Source organism: Luteimonas aestuarii (genome assembly GCF_004357985.1).
Classification (GTDB): Bacteria; Pseudomonadota; Gammaproteobacteria; order Xanthomonadales; family Xanthomonadaceae; genus Luteimonas; species Luteimonas aestuarii.
Genome location: NZ_SMTF01000005.1, coordinates 102,239 through 119,235 on the forward strand (window position 1 = coordinate 102,239; position 16,997 = coordinate 119,235).

Annotated in this window: 19 protein-coding genes and 1 pseudogene; 5 read left to right on the forward strand and 15 right to left on the reverse strand. The window is 69.2% G+C overall.

Annotated elements, in window-relative coordinates; translation table 11 throughout:
• Positions 1–32 precede the first annotated feature (32 nt).
• The 5 genes from E2F46_RS08735 to E2F46_RS08755 all read right to left on the reverse strand — a co-directional run bounded on the left by E2F46_RS08735 (position 33) and on the right by E2F46_RS08755 (position 4,571).
• Positions 33–512 (reverse strand): lipocalin family protein, encoded by a 480-nt coding sequence (locus E2F46_RS08735; protein WP_243720368.1) that lies wholly within the window; start codon positions 510–512, stop codon positions 33–35.
• Positions 484–1,929: a hypothetical protein gene (locus E2F46_RS08740; protein WP_133321693.1), complete on the reverse strand. Its 1,446-nt coding sequence runs from the start codon at positions 1,927–1,929 to the stop codon at positions 484–486. Before E2F46_RS08740 ends, E2F46_RS08735 begins: the two co-directional genes overlap by 29 nt.
• Before the next feature lie 80 nt (positions 1,930–2,009).
• Positions 2,010–3,017 carry a hypothetical protein gene (locus tag E2F46_RS08745; RefSeq protein WP_133321694.1) on the reverse strand — a complete coding sequence of 336 codons (1,008 nt, stop codon included), beginning with the start codon at positions 3,015–3,017 and terminating at the stop codon, positions 2,010–2,012.
• Between the two features lie 70 nt (positions 3,018–3,087).
• Positions 3,088–3,978 carry an N-acetylmuramoyl-L-alanine amidase gene (locus tag E2F46_RS08750; protein ID WP_279512683.1) on the reverse strand — a complete coding sequence of 297 codons (891 nt, stop codon included), beginning with the start codon at positions 3,976–3,978 and terminating at the stop codon, positions 3,088–3,090.
• 5 nt (positions 3,979–3,983) lie between these two features.
• Entirely contained in the window at positions 3,984–4,571 is a 588-nt protein-coding gene (locus tag E2F46_RS08755) for a hypothetical protein (protein ID WP_133321695.1), read from the reverse strand.
• Positions 4,572–4,728: 157 nt separating this feature from the next.
• On the opposite strand from E2F46_RS08755, the gene E2F46_RS08760 reads away from it, so the two are divergent.
• Entirely contained in the window at positions 4,729–4,938 is a 210-nt protein-coding gene (locus tag E2F46_RS08760; RefSeq protein ID WP_133321696.1) for a hypothetical protein, read from the forward strand.
• A gap of 118 nt (positions 4,939–5,056) precedes the next feature.
• Here E2F46_RS08760 and E2F46_RS08765 read toward each other — a convergent pair whose 3' ends face one another.
• The 3 genes from E2F46_RS08765 to E2F46_RS08775 all read right to left on the reverse strand — a co-directional run bounded on the left by E2F46_RS08765 (position 5,057) and on the right by E2F46_RS08775 (position 6,401).
• On the reverse strand, positions 5,057–5,305 hold the full coding sequence (locus E2F46_RS08765) for a hypothetical protein (protein WP_133321697.1): 249 nt from the start codon (positions 5,303–5,305) through the stop codon (positions 5,057–5,059).
• 115 nt (positions 5,306–5,420) lie between these two features.
• Positions 5,421–6,053 carry a DUF2242 domain-containing protein gene (locus tag E2F46_RS08770; protein ID WP_133321698.1) on the reverse strand — a complete coding sequence of 211 codons (633 nt, stop codon included), beginning with the start codon at positions 6,051–6,053 and terminating at the stop codon, positions 5,421–5,423.
• A gap of 93 nt (positions 6,054–6,146) precedes the next feature.
• A complete protein-coding gene (locus E2F46_RS08775; RefSeq protein WP_133321699.1) occupies positions 6,147–6,401 on the reverse strand; it encodes a hypothetical protein in 255 nt (84 codons plus the stop codon).
• 155 nt (positions 6,402–6,556) lie between these two features.
• Here E2F46_RS08775 and E2F46_RS08780 point away from each other — a divergent pair.
• Positions 6,557–7,051 (forward strand): annotated as a pseudogene (locus tag E2F46_RS08780) (pyridoxamine 5'-phosphate oxidase family protein); the annotation flags it as partial.
• Positions 7,052–7,295: 244 nt separating this feature from the next.
• Here E2F46_RS08780 and E2F46_RS08785 read toward each other — a convergent pair.
• From E2F46_RS08785 to E2F46_RS08795, 3 genes are all read right to left on the reverse strand, one after another.
• Positions 7,296–8,321 carry a hypothetical protein gene (locus E2F46_RS08785; RefSeq protein ID WP_133321700.1) on the reverse strand — a complete coding sequence of 342 codons (1,026 nt, stop codon included), beginning with the start codon at positions 8,319–8,321 and terminating at the stop codon, positions 7,296–7,298.
• Positions 8,322–8,406: 85 nt separating this feature from the next.
• Positions 8,407–8,604 carry a hypothetical protein gene (locus E2F46_RS08790; protein WP_133321701.1) on the reverse strand — a complete coding sequence of 66 codons (198 nt, stop codon included), beginning with the start codon at positions 8,602–8,604 and terminating at the stop codon, positions 8,407–8,409.
• A 113-nt stretch (positions 8,605–8,717) separates the two neighbouring features.
• The gene (locus tag E2F46_RS08795; RefSeq protein ID WP_133321702.1) at positions 8,718–9,548 is read right to left on the reverse strand and encodes a polysaccharide deacetylase family protein; all 831 of its coding nucleotides are present in this window, start codon (positions 9,546–9,548) and stop codon (positions 8,718–8,720) included.
• 198 nt (positions 9,549–9,746) lie between these two features.
• Between E2F46_RS08795 and E2F46_RS08800 the strand changes: the two genes are divergently transcribed.
• The 3 genes from E2F46_RS08800 (at position 9,747) to E2F46_RS08810 (ending at position 14,043) form a co-directional block, all read left to right on the forward strand.
• Positions 9,747–12,434 carry a glycoside hydrolase family 3 C-terminal domain-containing protein gene (locus E2F46_RS08800; RefSeq protein ID WP_133321703.1) on the forward strand — a complete coding sequence of 896 codons (2,688 nt, stop codon included), beginning with the start codon at positions 9,747–9,749 and terminating at the stop codon, positions 12,432–12,434.
• Positions 12,435–12,527: 93 nt separating this feature from the next.
• The gene (locus tag E2F46_RS08805) at positions 12,528–13,712 is read left to right on the forward strand and encodes a phage tail sheath family protein (protein WP_133321704.1); all 1,185 of its coding nucleotides are present in this window, start codon (positions 12,528–12,530) and stop codon (positions 13,710–13,712) included.
• A gap of 79 nt (positions 13,713–13,791) precedes the next feature.
• Entirely contained in the window at positions 13,792–14,043 is a 252-nt protein-coding gene (locus E2F46_RS08810; RefSeq protein ID WP_133321705.1) for a hypothetical protein, read from the forward strand.
• Between the two features lie 5 nt (positions 14,044–14,048).
• On the opposite strand, the gene E2F46_RS08815 is transcribed toward E2F46_RS08810, so the two are convergent.
• The 4 genes from E2F46_RS08815 to E2F46_RS08830 form a co-directional block, all read right to left on the reverse strand.
• Positions 14,049–14,237: a CPXCG motif-containing cysteine-rich protein gene (locus tag E2F46_RS08815; protein WP_133321815.1), complete on the reverse strand. Its 189-nt coding sequence runs from the start codon at positions 14,235–14,237 to the stop codon at positions 14,049–14,051.
• A gap of 312 nt (positions 14,238–14,549) precedes the next feature.
• Positions 14,550–15,008 (reverse strand): BON domain-containing protein, encoded by a 459-nt coding sequence (locus E2F46_RS08820; protein WP_243720363.1) that lies wholly within the window; start codon positions 15,006–15,008, stop codon positions 14,550–14,552.
• 286 nt (positions 15,009–15,294) lie between these two features.
• Positions 15,295–16,119: a carboxylesterase family protein gene (locus E2F46_RS08825; protein ID WP_133321706.1), complete on the reverse strand. Its 825-nt coding sequence runs from the start codon at positions 16,117–16,119 to the stop codon at positions 15,295–15,297.
• A gap of 102 nt (positions 16,120–16,221) precedes the next feature.
• Positions 16,222–16,965: a creatininase family protein gene (locus E2F46_RS08830; RefSeq protein WP_133321707.1), complete on the reverse strand. Its 744-nt coding sequence runs from the start codon at positions 16,963–16,965 to the stop codon at positions 16,222–16,224.
• Positions 16,966–16,997: the final 32 nt, after the last annotated feature.

Below are 16,997 nucleotides of genomic sequence, written 5' to 3' on the forward strand. Positions count from 1 at the left end.
CAGGAGCGCCTGCCGCAGTCGTGCCGCAAGGTTCAATCCACCGGCGCGGTGACGACGAGCTCATCCAACGCATAGCCACGCGATTCGGCTTCGCCCAGCAGGCGCTCGAACAATGGCTTGTCCATGCCCGCGCTGCGCGACAGGATCCACAGGTAGCGCTTCGACGGGCTGCCCACGACCGCCCACTGATAGTCGGGATCGAGCGCGATGACCCAATAGTCGGCCCATACCCCCGGCGCCCATGACAGCCAGCGTGGCGCGAACCTGACTTCCAGGGCACCGGGATGGCCTTCCACCCGCCGCGCCACGCCAACGGATTCATCGCGTCCGCCGTCGCGCGTCCGACAGGCATTGCGGACTTCGATATCGCCATCGGGCAATGCGGTATAGATTGCCGTCGTATCACTCACGCACTTGCGCTGGAAGAACATCGGCAGGCGCGCGATCTCGTGCCACGTGCCGGAATAGCGCTCGATGTCCAGTTCAGGAACCGGGAGGTTGGACGCGGCCATCGCCGTCGGCGACGCGACCGCCAGGAGCAGGCTGCCGACCAGTGTCCAGGGACGCCACATGGGCCTGCTCCTTGTTGGTGGGGATGGACGGGGATGGTCGTCCCGGGCGGATGACGGCGACGCGAACGTCATCCTGCCCGCGCATGCGCACAGTGGCGGGCGGCGTTGCGCCGTCGCATCCCGCCAACCGATGGGCCATGTACCGCTGCCGCAGCGTGGTGTGCACGTTGTGCAGGGCGAAGGCGATGTGGAAGGGCGTGCGCGGGTTGCGGTCGAGCATGCGGACGAAGTGGTACCCCACCGACTGCACGCCCTGGCGGTGGACGTAGATGCGGAACCCGCTGAAGAACGGATCGTCCAGCACGGCGGCCATGCGTGCCAGAAGGTCGCGCTGGCCGGCATCCAGCGCCTCGTGCAGGCGCTCGTCGCGCGCGACCAGCAGCCGCTCGAAAAAGGCGTGCGGACGGGCCTGCGGGAATGCCTGCGACAGCTGCCACAGCAGGCGGGCCTTGTCGTTGTAGGCGGCGAATCCCCCGGCCTCGCGCAGCGAGGACGCCGCCGCCGCGTCCACGTCGTACACCACGAAGTTCTGGGCCTGGTTGTTGATGTCATCCAGCGCGTGCCGCGCAAACACGTGTTCGATGTAGCCGGGCACCCCGACGAAGGCCTGCCGGCCCAGTGACGACGCCTTGCGTGCCTCGCCGTCGCGCACGTAATCGCCGGCCGACGCACCCTGCAGGATGCCGTTACCGGTATTGAGCACGTGCCAGCGCCCGATCACGATTTCATCGGCGGCAAAGGCAGCGTCGAACCCCTCGGATCCGTAGAGTTCGGCCTGCGCGGCATACTGCGCCACCTGTCGCCCCACGCCGCACTCGGCGCGTACGTGCCCCGTATAGAAGCCTTCGATGGCGCGCCAGTTGCCGTCGCGCGGCACGTAGCCGCGCCCGAACGACGCAATCGGCCGCCAGCCGGCGCGCGCCGACCCGCCGGCACCAAACCCGATCCATCCCAGCTGCAGCGCGGAGAAGCGATAGCCGTCGTTCGCCACCAGCCGGTCCACGGCGCGCCGCGTCGCCGTACCCAGTTCGAACGCATAGGCGCAGGCGGTGGCGGGATGATCGAGCAGCGCGCGGTACCACGCCTCGGCCGCGGCACCGCCGAAACCGGCCGGCAGCACCGCACGCAGGTCTCCAGCCCCGCGTGCCGCATCCAGGTCGGCGCGCTCGCAGGGCAGGCCCGCCTCGATTCGCGGCGCGTCGATCGCCTGGTCCACGGTGAATTGCCAACCCAGCGATTCCAGCACCGTGCGCGCGCATGCCCGCTGTGCATGCGCCGCGCTGGTCGCGCACGCACATACGCATAGCAGCGCGATCAGCGCACGGGACCGCCAACGGTTGTCGTGCTTTCCCGGCATGGCACCAGCCTATCCATCCGGCCGCGATGGCCAGGTCAACGCCCGCGGTCACCGTGCAGGCGCAGACAACCATGTGCAGGTCACGGACCGCGGACTTCGCGCAGCGTCATGCCAAGGGTTTCCACCTCCAGTCGATCCGCGAAGCGCTTGGTGGTCTTCATGCGCATGCGCTCGACGATGCCGGTAGCGCCATCGATGCGATAGACCACGGTCGTGCTGACATCGATGCCTTCGGCAAGGGCATCGGCGCCCAGGCCCTCCAGTTCCGGCATGGTGGCTGCCGTCACTTCGTCCATCATCGCCACCACGGCGTCACGCACCGCGTTGCGGTCCAGCGCAACCGTCCAGGTCGCGTCGTACTTGCCGGGCGCGTCGGCGGCTGCGGCCACGCGCACCTGGTGGCTGCGCGCGACCGGCGCGTTGCCGAATGGCAATTCACCCTCATCCTCGAACGAGTACGTCCGGCCGGGCTCCAGGCCACCACCTGCCATGTAATTGAAGGCCAGCGGTGCTTCGGACAGGCCTGCCTCCAGCACCTCCGGCGACGCGATCTGCGCCAGCAGCGCCTCGACGAATGCCTGCCACTGCCCGGGCTGTACCGGTTCATGCTTGCGCAGCGTGCTGAACATGTCGTCGAACATGCCCTGCATCACGCTGCGCATCCTGCCGACCAGTGCGTCGAGGTTCGCGATGCCTGCGTACGCGCCCTCGCCGTCGAGATCGACCTCGACCACCATGCCTTCCAGCGCCTTGGCGGCCGAGGTCATCACCGCCTGCATGTCGATGGCGCCGGCCATCGACTCCATGCCGCGCACCTGGATGTCCATGTTTTCGCTACGCCAGCGCTGGCGGTAGCCGTCGCCCTTGGGCGCACCCTCGACATGGGTCGTGCTGGTGCCTTCGATCGTGACCTCCATGCCGTCGCGGGTCGACACCTGCCGGTACTCGTCGGCGTACACCAGGGTGCGCCCCTGCACCCACGGCAAGGGCCATTCCACTTCACCCGCCTGCCCTGCCTCCTGCGCCGTGTCCTGCGCAGCCGCCATCGGTGCGAACGCGAGCAGCGTCGCCAGCCACCATGCCTTCATGTCGTGCCCCTGCCCCCAAACTACCGCGATGATGCCCGAGCGCACGACGACTGTCGCGCACCCCGATCGACTAATGCGCAGCGGCCGTGCGCGCGACCCGCATCCCACCTGGTGTCACCACCACGTCGAGGAGCGCCGCCGTCTCCGCGTCGGGTTCGCCGCGGATGTCGCCGGGCCGGTATTTCATCTGGAACGTGCTGATCACATCGCGCGTCGCCTCGTCCAGCTCGCCATGGCGTGGGACCCGATAGCCCACGCGGGCCAACTGCTGCTGGAACCACGCCACGTCCGGCAGCGGCTGGACAGCATGGTGCGCCAGGCGCGCGGCCACCTGAGCGGCATCCGGCCAGGGCACCAAACCTTCGTCGGCCAGGCGCTTCCACGGGAACATCGGCCCCGGGTCCTGCTTGCGACCGGGCGCGATGTCGGCATGGCCCAGCACGAACTCGGGGCGGATGTCATGGCGCGCCATGATCTGGCGGACCAGTTCCACCACCACGTCGATCTGCGCTTCCGGATACGGCGCGTATACGCGTCCCCCGGGCGTGTCGGTGAACCCGGGATTGACGATTTCGATGCCGATCGAGGACGCGTTGAGCGACGTCACCCCGCGCCATTCGCTGACGCCTGCATGTCGCGCAAGCCGGCTTTCGTCCACCAGGCGGTAGACCTCCACCGGATCTTCCCGGACCAGGTAGTGCGAGGACACGCGTCCCTGCCGCGCCAGGATGTCCAGCGACAGGTCGAAATCGGCCACCGTGTAGTGCAGGATCAGGAACTGCACGCGGCTGGCCTGCACCACCGACGTGTGCGACGTATCGATACGCAAGCCCGGCGTGGTGCATGCGGCCAGCAGGCAGGCGACGGTGGCGATGCACGCGACGCGCGCCATCTTCCAGCGCGCTGCCTGCGGCCGGACTGCAACCGGCACCGCCCCAGCGCGCGTTGCGCGTGCATCCATCCCGCTCAATCCTCCCAGCCCCACGGCGCCTCCGGCGCATCGACCGTTTGCGACAGGTCGAAGTCGACCTGGAAGCCGCGCTCGGTGCCGACGCGATTGGCGGCATACACGAAGCGCTCGCCGGGGTGGATCTCGACCAGCCACACGCTGCGCAGGCCGCTGCCGGGGATCGCGTCGCGCGTCTGGTCGTCGGCCGGGAACACCTGCGTATCCGCACTGCCGCTGTTGCTGGTGCGGCCGCCGTACAACGTCACCGCATCGGGCGTGCCATCGCGATGGCGGTGGTCGTGCCGGAGTTCGATGCCGTCGGCGTTCCGGGTGAAGACCCAGGTGCGGGAATGGTCGTCATCCACCGCCAGCGGCACGCGCACGCGGTCTTCCGTGCAATCGCGCACGTGCATCACCACGCGTCGGTTGCGGAAGGCGTCGTCGCCGGCCGGCGCGCGGATCAGCTCGCCCGCATACGCATGGCCGCACAACGACTGCAGGCGCTGCCACCAGTCGCCGGCGCTTCCGGCATCGGCGAACGCAGGCAGTGCGATGAGCGCTGCGCTGGCCAGGCATGTGGCCACGGACGTGCGGCGGATCGACATCGGCGAACTCCGGTGGGGGCTGTTCGCACGGTAGCAGCTACGTGACCGGTGGCGCACGTCCACGCCGTGACATCTGCCTTTCATGTCGCCGAAACGCGGCATTGACACCATGGCGCCTAGGATGCGCGCACCGCACGGAGAACAACGGCAGGAGCCCATGTCCAATCCCACGACACACATCGAAGTACAGCCGGAACACGACGGCGGTTGGAGCGTTGCCCGGAACCGCATCATCGACGGCTATTTCAACAGCCTGCAGGCCGCGAACGACTACGCCAGCGCCTGCGCGCAACGTGCGAAGCGCGCAGGGCTGGACGTCAGGTTGTTGATATGGCCGGATGAGCCGCCATCCGACGCGGCCGCGTAAGGGAATGCGCGAAGGTGCCCGGGTCTCCGCCACGCCGAACAGCCGTCGCCACCCGGTGCAGGATCCGATCCTGGCCAACGCCCCGTAGAACGATGCACGGGATACAGGGCACCTTGGATCACACCTGGCCCGGAGCACCGCCCAACGCTTGACGCCACTGCTGCAGGAAGCCGCGCGTGGCCTCCCACCGCTGCGGAAACGCCGCGATTTCGTCCGGGCTGGCCTTCTGGAAGGCATCGGCAATGGCCTCGATGTCCGCCCAGAACCTCGGGTTGCCGGCAAGCGGCCGCATCATCGTCAACATCACGATTTCCATGGCGGCCTGCTTGGCCACCATCACGTCTTCGTCGGTCGGTTTCTGTTGCATCTTCAGTCCCGGAAATGAAAGACGCACAGCATACCGTGCGCCGGCGACCGGCCCGTCGTCAGACGCGTCCGCGTCCGAGCGGATCGACTCCGCACATCGCCGGGCGCTACGCGACTCAGGACGAACCGTCACCCGATTCGTCGGCCTGCTCCACGATCACCGGATCGGGCGGACCCTCCGGCTCCTCGGGCAGCGGCGCGTCGGCCGGCGTGCCCGGCAGGTAGAACGCCACCCGGTCGAACAGGCGGCTGTAGAAATCCTGGTTCTGCACGGTATTGCTGCCCACGCGCACCAGGTTGACGTTGCTGCCGATCGGCAGAGGCACCGACACCGAGCCGATCATGCTCACGCCGACACTGGCGGAACTGGCCTGCGTCTTCAGCGCGTAGCGGTCCTGCACGGCATTGATGAACACCAGCGAGCCGCCGGCGGCCTGTGGCACGCAGGTGGCGCGGACGTTGAGCTGGGTATGCACGTCGGACTGCGGCTGGAACACCTTCGTGGCCTCAAGCCCCTCGGGAGACTGCTTGGCGATCACGTAGCCCTGCCCCAGCAGCGCGCGCCGCGCGGACTCGCATGCAGTCACCGGCGGCGCATCGTAGGCCCGCGAGTAGGTATCGTCGGCGCCAAAAGTCTCGCCCAGGGGCGGTGCGCCGGCCTTGTGGCTGCCACCCCTGCCGCAGGCGGACAACAGCACGGCCAGCGAAAGCGCTGAAACGAAGAGGCGATGGCGGGAAACGGGGGGCATGCGGGCACGCGACGGCGGTGGAAACGCTTGCAGAGTGTACTGGCGCCGACGTGCAGGTGGACTGAATGCGCCCCTGCACACGGCACCGAGGCATCATCCCGGGCAGCGCCTGCGCAGCCACGCAAGCGCACCCGGCTGCATGCCCTTGAACTTCGGCGCGTCCGCCAGCGCCGCCACCAGCAATCGCCGCGGCTGGTGCCGTCGTTTCCATGCGTGGTAGAGACGCGAACGCGACGCCGTCGATTCCACCAGGTACAGGCCCGGAGCGAGTCGCACCATGTCATCCGGCGGGCTCACAGCCTCGGGCGGAGGTTCCAGCTGGACCAGGTAGAGCGTTGGTTCGTTCATCGTGCCGCCACCTTCGCATCCGTCCATCGTTGGGGGCGTGAATGCATTGCGCGTCATCGCGGACGCGGCCGCGGCGCAGGCGCACGATCGCGCCTTCACGCCTCGCCCCGCACGGCATCGCCAGACTCGACGCACCCCCACATGGAGCCACGCCGATGGCCACGCGCAAGCAGGACACCGAACGCCTCGCCAGGCTGATGAAGAAGATCGACATCGCGATGCTGACCACCGTCGGCAAGGGCGGGATCCTCGCCAGCCGGCCGCTGTCCACGCAGTCGGCCACCTACGACGGCGAACGCGTGTGGTTCTTCACCGAAGCCGACAGCCCCAAGGTCGCCGAAATCCGCCGCAACGCGAAGGTCAACCTGGCCTATGCCTCGAAGGACGCCAACACCTACCTGTCCGTGGCCGGCGACGCGCGCATCAGCCGCGACCGCGCGCGCATCGAGGAGTTCTGGAACGACGCCATGAAGGCGTTCTTCCCCAAGGGCAAGGACGATCCGAACCTGGTGCTGATCGAAGTGCAGGCACGCACCATCGAGTATTGGGACGGCCCCGGCAGCTGGATCGGCAAGGCGATCACCTTCGCCGTCGCGCGCGTGACCGGCAACGACGACGTGATGGGCGAGAACCGGATCGTCGATGTCCGCACCGGGCGCAGCCGCAAGCCCGCGGGCAGCGACCACCCGGGCAAGGCGGCGCGAAAGCGCTCGCCCGCGAAGAATGCGACCGGGAAGGCGACGAAGAAGGCCGCGAAGAACACCCGCAAGTCATCCACGCGCAAGAAGGCGGCCCCCGCCGGCAAGAAGGCCACGAAGAAGACGGCGACAAGGAAGCGCGCGGTGAAGAAGACGGCGGCGCGCAAGGCCTGACGCCCGCGCGCACCGCATCCGGTCAGCTACGCGCCCGCCGGAACTGGCCGCGCTCCACGCCCTCGCGCCATTCCGCGGGCCGCGGCTGCCACGGCCCCTCGCCCAGTACCGCCTCGACGAGGTTGGCGACCGGATAGCCGAGGTGGTGTTCGGCCGACAGCCCGCCATCGTCCATGTGCGCATGCGCCACGAAGGCGCGGAACGCGGCCTCGTCGCGCGCGGCCAGCGCGGTGATCCTGGCGGCCAGGTCGTAGGACAACCGATTGCCGTCGTCGGTGCGCAGGAACGACTTTCCGGACCAGAACGCCTGCACGCCGGCGTCGTCCCAGTAGCGCACGTGTTGCGCGGCCAGTTCGCGCGGGCTGAACAGCTGGGTGCGCGGGTCGGCCATCTCGGGGAAGATCGCGTGCTCGGTATTCACCGCGAGGCCTTCGTTGAGCCACGCCGGGATCGGCAGGTGCGACAGCAGGCTGTGCGTCAGCTCGTGCGCGATCACCGGCTCCATCATGCCCAGCTCGCCCTGCGGCATCACGAAATGGCCGTAGCCGTCCTGGATGAACATGCCCGACGACATCGCGTATTCGCCGCCTTCGGGGTAGTAATGCGAGACGTAGTCGTAGTACGCGTCCTCGTCCGCGAATACGATCGCCAGGTGCGGGCCGTGGCCGCCATCGTCGGCCAGTTCCGCGAGGTTGGCGCGCACGCGCCTGAGCACGCGCTGGCAGAAGGCGAGGAACAATTCGGACTGCCGCGGCGGCAGCGCCGACAGCAGCAGGAAGTCCGCCGACTCGCGGATCGTGTATCCACCCCCCGAGCGTTCCGACAGGGCCTCCAGCCAGCCCCACGCCGCCGAACGCCAGTACGCATGGCGGCGTGCATCGTCGCCCTCCGGCGTCACCGCGTGCATCGCCTCCCAGTCCGGGATGGGCACGGTGGTGCCCGCGCGCCAGGCCATCGCCACCGGCACGCGCTCGACCGGCGTGGCAACCGTCACGGGAGCGCTTGCGGAGCGCGGGCCGCCCAGCAGTTGGCGCAAGGTCTTCAGCATGGCGGGGCCATCCAATGCGGGCAGTGCAGGCGCCCCACTGGATCGCAAGCGTGCGCGTCGTGCACCCCGCCGCGCAGACGTCGGCTCAATCGCCCCCGTGCCGCTCGCGGATGACCTGCAGGCGTTCGCGATAGTAGAGGGCGTCGGCAGGCTCGAGGTCGGGATGCGCGGACAACCAGGCCTCGGCATCGCGCAGCAGCGCGGCCTTGTCGGCTTCCGGTTGCTCCAGCGCGGTATCGACCTGGTCGAGCTGGATCAAGGCGTCGTCGCGGGTGGTCGCCATGCAGTCGCTCCTGGTTGGCGTTGGGCTCGAGGACCTGCGGACGGGGCGCGTGCAAGCGTGCACCCCACGCCGCGATGGGCCGCCACCCTAGCGCCCGCCGCATCACGATCCCGTCATGGCGTGGCCGCGGTGTCCGCGCCCCCCGTCGCACGCTGGTCGCGCACCCAGCGCATCTGGTTGCGGAAGGTATCCACCCAGTACACGTCGCGGTGCGCCGCAAGGTACGCCAGCAATTCATCGTGAGCCTCGACCGACGTCTGCAGGTGGTCGCCACCGATGCCATGGAACGTGAAACCGATCATCGTGCCGTTGCGCCCTGCGTCCTCCACCAGCGCGATCAACTGCGCACCGGTGAACTCGACCGGCGCCACCACCGGCGCGGCCAACGGGTCGAAGCCCGCCATGTCCGCCACACCCGTGCCTTCCACCAGCTTGATGCCGAGGAAGGCATCGGCAATCGACGGCAGGTAGTCGCCGTCCATCGCCATCCGGTCGCCACAGGGCGCGGTATAGGTGAACTCGGTACTGCCATCGATCGCCTGCAGCATCGTGTTCGCCAACAGCACCTGGTCGCGCATCTGCGCGACGGTGGTCCTGTCCAGGTCCTGCTGCGGCGCCACCCATTCGCGCCCGGCGCCGCGCCCGGAACACTGGTGGAACAGGCTGTGGTTGCCCAGTTCGTGGCCATTGCGCGCGGCGGCGCGCCACTCTTCCATGCGCGTGCGCACGACCTGAGCGCCCAGCGTGAGGTAGAAACTGCCCTTGAAGCCATGCCGGTCGAGCGCGGGGATGGCGTTGTCCAGCTGCGAATCCAGCGCATCGTCGTAGGCCAGGTTGACCGCGGCCTTGGCGCCATTCGGCCATGCGAAAGACGGTTTGGCGGCATGTACCAGGCCCGACCACGCCAGCAGTGCACACACTGCGCCAAATACCGCCATCCGCATCGCACGCGCTCCCCGTCGCAGGTCGCCGGAGTATAGGCAACGCACGGCGCCGTGCCACCCGGTGCGATGCGCAGGCCACGGAGCGCCGCTGCATCGCGCCCGTTGGCCCGGCCGCCACGCATGGACCCGGTCGCCGGAATGCGGGATGCTGCGGTCCGCAGGCCACCGTCCATGCCGGACCCCCACCGGAGAGGTTGCATGAAGGCTCCACGCCACACCGTGCGCGGCACGTTCACCGCGCTCGCCGTTTCAACCCTCCTGGCGATCGCGATCCCCGCCGCGCAGGCCCGGCCCGCGCAGGTCGGCGGCGATGCGGAGGCCCTCGCCGCCGACCTCGTCGCGCGGCTCACGACGGACGAAAAGCTGGCGCAACTGCTCAACACCGCGCCCGCCATCCCGCGGCTCGACGTGCCCCGCTACAACTGGTGGACCGAGTCGCTGCACGGCGCGATGGGCGCGCTGCCCACCACCAACTTCCCCCAGCCCATCGGGCTTGCGGCCACGTTCGACGATGCGCTGGTGCAGCGCGTGGCCGGGGTGATCAGCACCGAAGTGCGCGGCCTGCATGCACTGGCGCGGCAGACGGGGCGCACCGGCCGCATCGGTACCGGGCTCAACACCTGGTCGCCGAACATCAATATCTTCCGCGACCCGCGCTGGGGCCGCGGCCAGGAAACCTATGGCGAAGACCCCTTCCTCGCCGCGCGCATGGGCGTGGCCTACGTGCGCGGCGTGCAGGGCGACCATCCCGAGTGGCTGGACATCGTGGCCACGCCCAAGCACTACGCCGTGCACAGCGGGCCGGAATCCACCCGGCACGAAGCCAACGTGTTCGTGTCGCGCCGCGACCTGGAGGACACCTACCTGCCGGCATTCCGCGCCGCCATCGTCGAGGGACGCGCCGGTTCGATCATGTGCGCCTACAACCGCGTCGATGGCCTGCCCGCCTGCGCCAGCGACCTGTTGCTGGGCGACATCCTGCGCAACGACTGGGGCTTCACCGGCTACGTGGTCTCCGACTGCGACGCCGTGAGCGACATCCGCCTGCACCACCGCTTCGCGCCCGACGCCGCCACGGCCGTCGCGGCGGCCATGCGCGCCGGCGTGGACAACGAGTGCAGCGGCGCCACGCTTACCGACAGCGCCAACCTCGAGCAGCCCTGGCGCGATGCCCTGGCACGCGGCCTGATCACCCTGGCCGACGTCGACCGGGCCCTGGTACGTCTGTTCGCCGCGCGCTTGCGCACCGGCGACCTGCCCGGCCTGCGCCCGCTGTCCACCGACAGCGTGTCGCCGGAGGATGTCGGTGCGCCCGCGCATGCCGAACTCGCGCTCGAGGCCGCTGAAAAGAGCCTGGTGCTGCTGAAGAACGACGGCGTGCTGCCGCTCGCGGGCACGCCGCGGATCGCGGTGATCGGCCCCCTGGGCGATGCCACCCGCGTGCTGCGTGGCAACTACTCCTCGCCGCAGTCTGCGCCGCCCATCTCCGTACTCGAAGGCCTGCGCCGCGCGATGCCGGACGCGCAGGTCCGCCACGTGCCGTTCGGCGCCACCTACACCGACGGCGACCCGGTGCCCACCAGCGCCCTGCGCACGCCCGATGGCGCACCGGGGCTGCTGGCCCGCTACTACAACGCCGCCGCCGTGCCGCCGACACGTTTCGGCGAGGGCGAGCTGGACGCATGGGTGGAGCGCATCGGCTTCGATGCCGAACCGATCGTCAGTCGCACCGAGCCCGACGTGAACTCGCGCAGCCTCGACCTCGCACAGGTGCACGACGTGCATCGCGTGGAATGGCGCGGCTACCTGGTGCCGCCGGTGAGCGGCACGTATCGGCTGGGACTGGGCGGCTTCAACGGCGAGATGAGCTTCGACGGCAAGCCCTTCGTCGACCTGCGCGGCGCGTCGTGGAACAGCCTGCCGACGATGAAGACCGTGCGCCTTGAGGGTGGCCGCCAGTACCCGGTCACCGTCACCACCGAGGCGCGCGTGCTCACCGGCATCGGCATGGTCTGGAAGCGCATTTCGGAGACGCCCGGGGACGACCTGCGCGCCGCCGCTGCCGACAGTGACGTGCTGGTCGCCGTGGTCGGCCTCACGTCGGATCTCGAGGCCGAGGAAGCACCGATCGAGGTGCCCGGGTTCAAGGGCGGCGACAAGACATCGCTCGACCTGTTGGCCGACCAGCAGGCGCTGCTGGAAGCGGCGAAAGCCACCGGCAAGCCGCTGGTGGTGGTGCTGATGAACGGCAGCCAGGTCAATCTCGCATGGGCACGCGAACACGCCGACGCGATCATCGAAGCCTGGTATCCCGGCCAGTCCGGCGGCCTCGCCGTGGCCAACGTCATCGCCGGCATCACCAACCCGGGCGGGCGACTGCCGCTCACCTTCTACCGCTCGGTCGACGACCTGCCGCCGTTCGGCGACTACGACATGCGCGGCCGCACCTATCGCTACTTCGAAGGCACGCCGGTGTATCCCTTCGGCCACGGCCTGAGCTACACGCGATTCGATTACGCGCCACTGGTCGTGCAGGCCAACGGCCGGGATGCCGGCGAAGGCCTGCGCGTCACCACCGAAGTCCGCAACACCGGCGATCGCGCCGGCGACGAGGTCGCGCAGTTGTACCTCGATTTCCCCGACCTTGAAGGCGTCCCGCGCATCGCCCTGCGTGGCTTCCGGCGCGTAACGCTTGCGCCCGGCGAAGCGCGCACGCTGCAGTTCGACCTCGACCCGCGCGATCTCAGCGCGGTGGACGCGGCCGGCGACCGGCAGGTGATGCCGGGACGCTACCGCGTATTCGTGGGCGGTGGACAGCCGGGCGATGGCGTGGCCGGGCACCATGCCGAGTTCCAGGTCCTGCGCACGCACCCGGTGCCGCGCTGAGGGGCATACCACGGCGCTGCAGGCGCAGGACCCTCGCGCGTGCCGGATTCCGCCCCGCTTTGCGTTGGCACCAGCAAATACGCGGAGTCCGTGATGCCCACCTACCGCACCCCAGGCGTCTATGTCGAAGAAGTCGGCTTGCGCACGGAGACCATCACCGGCGTCGACACCACCACTTGCGCCTTCGTTGGCCCCACCCATGCCGCTCTTGCGCCGGGTGAGCCGCCGCCGCTGCTGACCAGCGTCGCGGAGTTCGAACGCCACTATGGCGATGCCGCGGACCTGTCATTCGAAGGCCACGCAACGCCGCACTATCTCGCGCATGCCGTGCGCGCGTTCTTCGCCGAAGGCGGGCGCCGCCTGCACGTCTCGCCGGTGGCACGTGCGGTCGAATGCGGCGGACGCGATCGCCCATTCGAAGTGAGCGACTACGCCCATGCCTTGCGCGCCCTGGAGGCCGTGGAGGACATCCGCACCGTGGCCGCGCCTGGCGCCACGGAATGGTGCGACGATCCCGCCGCGCTGGCGCAAGCGCTGATCACGCATGCCGCGCAACCGCGCATGCACCGCTTCGCGGTCCTGGATGCACCACGCGGCGCCGGCACCGAAAGCGTGCTGGACCTGCGGCGCAAGCTGGAAAGCCCGCACGCGGCGCTCTACTACCCCTGGGTCGAAACGCGTGGCACGGACGCCACGGGAGCACCCGCCCGGTTGCTGCAGCCGCCCTCCGGCTTCGTGTGCGGGGTGTACGCACGCAACGATGTCGAACGCGGGGTGCATGTTGCCGCCGCGAACCAGGCGTTGCGGTCGGCAACGGGTTTCGAGCGCACCATCACCACGCCACAGCAGGAGCAATTGAACCCGGAAGGCGTGAACTGCCTGCGCAGCTTCCCCGGCCGCGGGCACCGGGTATGGGGTAGCCGCACCACCTCGTCGAGCCCCGAATGGATCTACGTCAACGTCCGACGCTACATCGACTACGTGGAAGCATCGATCGGCCGTGGCCTGGACTGGGTGTCGCTTGAGGAAAATGGCCCATCGCTCTGGGTGAAGGTACGTGGCGCGATCGAGGAGTTCCTTGCACGGGAATGGACGAAGGGCACGCTGGCGGGCACCCGTCCGGACCACGCATGGTTCGTCCGCTGCGATGCCGGCACCATGACGGACGCCGATGTCGCCGGTGGCCGCGTCGTCGCCATCGTCGGGCTGGCGATGCTCAAGCCGGCCGAATTCATCCTCCTGCGCGTGGCCTTGGCGTCGCGTCCGGGGCGCGGCTGACGCGCGATGGCGCGACGCATACCGTGGCCGCTGGAGATCGGCGAGAATCAACGCCCATCGGACACGCCGGGACCACGCCATGCGCGACGCCACCACCATCGCCATCGGCGAGATATACCAAGGCATTCGCCACGAGCACTGGCATGGCAAGACGTTCCGCCAGTTCTGGGAATGGTTCAACGGGCGCTGCATCCAGATCGTGGGCGCGGCCGGGGCCGATGAACTCGACGCACTCGACACCGCGCTGATGGATGTGCGCGCGGCGGTGGAGGAAGCGGGTTACCTGGTGTCGTCCGACCGGCTGGACGAGCGGATCACGCCGGCGGACTGACGCGGCTATGCGTCGTCCTGCGCCTGCACCTGCACCGAGGCATCGCCATCCTCATCCACGTCCAGCAACACGGTGATCGGCCGGCAGCAGACGTGGCAGTCCTCGATGTAGTGCTGCGCGCCCGCGCTGGCATCCAGCGCCAGGCTGATGACTTCACCGCAGTAAGGGCACGTGACGTCCTGCAGGTCGAGCATGGTGGCCTCGGTGCCGGCGGTGGCGGGATGTTCGACAAGGTGACGGCGCCGGGATGGATGCGATCGTCGTCGATCCACGCAACGCGTGTCCAGATGGCCGCATCTCGGTGCAGGTGCCTGCCCGCTGCGCTCCGAGGAGTCCAACGTGCCGCCAGCGCGGTGACGGGCGGCCTGCCTGACCCGCGGCATCGCGAGACGCACGCCGGAAACAACCGTGCCGCAGACCCGGAGGCCTGCGGCACGTCGATCTTGCTCGTCGCGTCGAGGAGCGATGCCCGCATCGCTGCGGGCAGCCTCCTGCTGATGCGAGGATTAGCGTGCGACCAGCGCCGTGTTGTTGACGTCGGTCACGCCCTCGATCTCGCGCGCGATGCGGGTCGCGTGCTCGACCTGGGACTGCTGCTCGACGTCACCCGACAGCGTGACCACGCCGTTGACGGTCTCGACGTTGATGTCCAGGCCCGACACGTCCGAGTCGGCCAGCAGCGAGGACTTCACCTTGGTGGTGATCCATGTGTCATTGACCGGCTGGTCGGACTCGCGGTCCAGCATCCCGTCCTGCGCAGCGTCGGCCGAGTAAAGCGAATCCTGCGCCGCCGGATCGTTCACCATCGGATCGTTCGCCGCGGTGCCTGCCGGCGGGATCGTGTCGGCCGGGGTCTGGTCGACCGGCTGCATCGCGGTGCGGTCCTCGGCGTTCCTGTCGGCGCAGCCAACGGCGAACGCCATGGCGGAAGTCAGGGCAATGGCGAGGGGGAGGCGGGTATTCATCGTCTGTGCTCCAAGCGTGGAAAGTGGGCGCAGTGTGGTGCGGCGGGTGTCCACGACGCGTGACCGGAAACGTCCGATGCGTTAAGGAAGCGCTGTTTCCGCATGACGAATGCCAACGGTTGCTGACTGCGGCCCTTGCCGCGCCACGTCACGCAGCCGGCGTGCAGCGCCATGCCGCGAAAGGCGGTGCCGTTGCGCGACCCGTCACGCATTCATGCAAAAGGTGCCGCTGCCTGTGTGGCTCGCTCCACATGCCAGGACAATGCAGCGTCGGCTCCACGCACCCTCAGTGCGAACCCGCCGCCCTGCGCCGATGCGACAACAGCCACGGTGCCAGGTCCGGTTCGGCATAGGCACGATCCCACGCATCGTGGCCGACGCCGCTGTATTCGGTCAGCCGCACCTCGCCGCCCGCTGCCTCCAGTGCGGCGCGCATCCTGCGCGGACCGTGCACCGACGCCACGTCGTCGGCATCGCCGTGCAGCATCCACACCGGGAGGTGGCGCAGGCGCTGCGCAATCGCATCGAATGGCTCCGCAGGGTCGTGCGGGTCCAGCGTGGCCGTGTGCATGCGCCCATCGCCTTCCACGTTGACGCCGGTCGCATCGCGCGTCACCGATCCGCTCACCGGCACCAGCGCGGCGAACACGTCCGGGGGCTTGCCCGCCAGGCTCCATGCGCCTTCCGCACCGAGCGACAGCCCGGTGACATAGATGCGTTCGCGGTCGCCACCGAACGCCACCACGGCATCCTCCAGCGCCGCCATCGCGGCCTCGGTCGTGGCGTACGCCCAGCGCCGCTCCGACGGAGCCTGCGGCATCACCACGAGGAACGGGAACCGCGTGCGGTCCTGGCGGATCGCCGCAGGCAGGCCGGTGATGGTCTGTCGCAATCCGTCACCGCCACGCTCCCCCGCGCCATGCAGGAAGAGGATGACAGGCAGCGCGTCGTCCCCGCCTTCCGGCGGCACGTACACCTGGTACGGCCAGCGCTGGCCCGCCAGCTCCACCGTGCGGTCGAGGAACCCACCTTGCCGCGCTTCGCCCGCCACCGCGCCAAGGGCCGCCAGCCAGAGCAGGCACCCCAGTGCGACCATGCCGATCTTGTGCATCCGCCACCTCCAACGGGATCAGCGGTTCGATGCCGGCCGCATCGCAAAGGTTGCCTGCAGCCACCGCCATCGCCCGGCGCGGAACCCGCGCCCCCACCGCGATCAATCCGCCCGCACGAAGGCCTGGTAATCCTCGAGGGTGTCCGCCACGCTGGCTTCGAACAGGCGCGTGCCGGCGTCCACCGACGCCAGCGACGGGTCGGAGCCGATGCGGCCATCGGGGAAGCGCCGTCGATAGTCCGCGGCATCGGCAAATCCGCTGCTGGGCGCGAGGCGCGGCTCCAGCGTCATCGGCCGCGCGCAATCGGGATACGCGTGCCAGGTCAGCGAGATTTCCGATGGGGTGGCATGGCTGCCCTCGCTGTCGGCGAACAGTTCGCGCGACAGCACCTGCACGCGCTGGCCCATGTACCAGTTGGCGAACCTGAGCGCGGGCATGGCGTCCTCGCGCCCGCTGAAGCTGTTGTCGGAATGGATCTCGGCGAACGCCGCGTTCGCGGTGGCGACGTTGCCGCCGTGGCCGTTGAGGAAGTACACGTGGCGGAACCCATGCCGCGCCAGCGACTGCACCACGTCGCGGATCACCGCGATCAGCGTGGTGGGGCGGAAGGCGATGGACCCCGGGAACCCGAGGTGGTGCTGGGCCATGCCGATGTTCAACGTCGGCGCCACCAGCGCACCGATGCGCTCGCCCACCGCATGCGCGACCACTTCGGGGCAGATGGCGTCGGTGCCGATCAGTCCGTTGGGGCCGTGCTGCTCGGTGGAACCGATCGGCACGAGGATGCCGGTCGAGTGCTGCAGGTAGTGCTGGATGTCAGGCCAGGTACTGAGCTGGAGGCGCATGGGGGCTTGGAGTGGCGGAAGCGGCGCTCAGG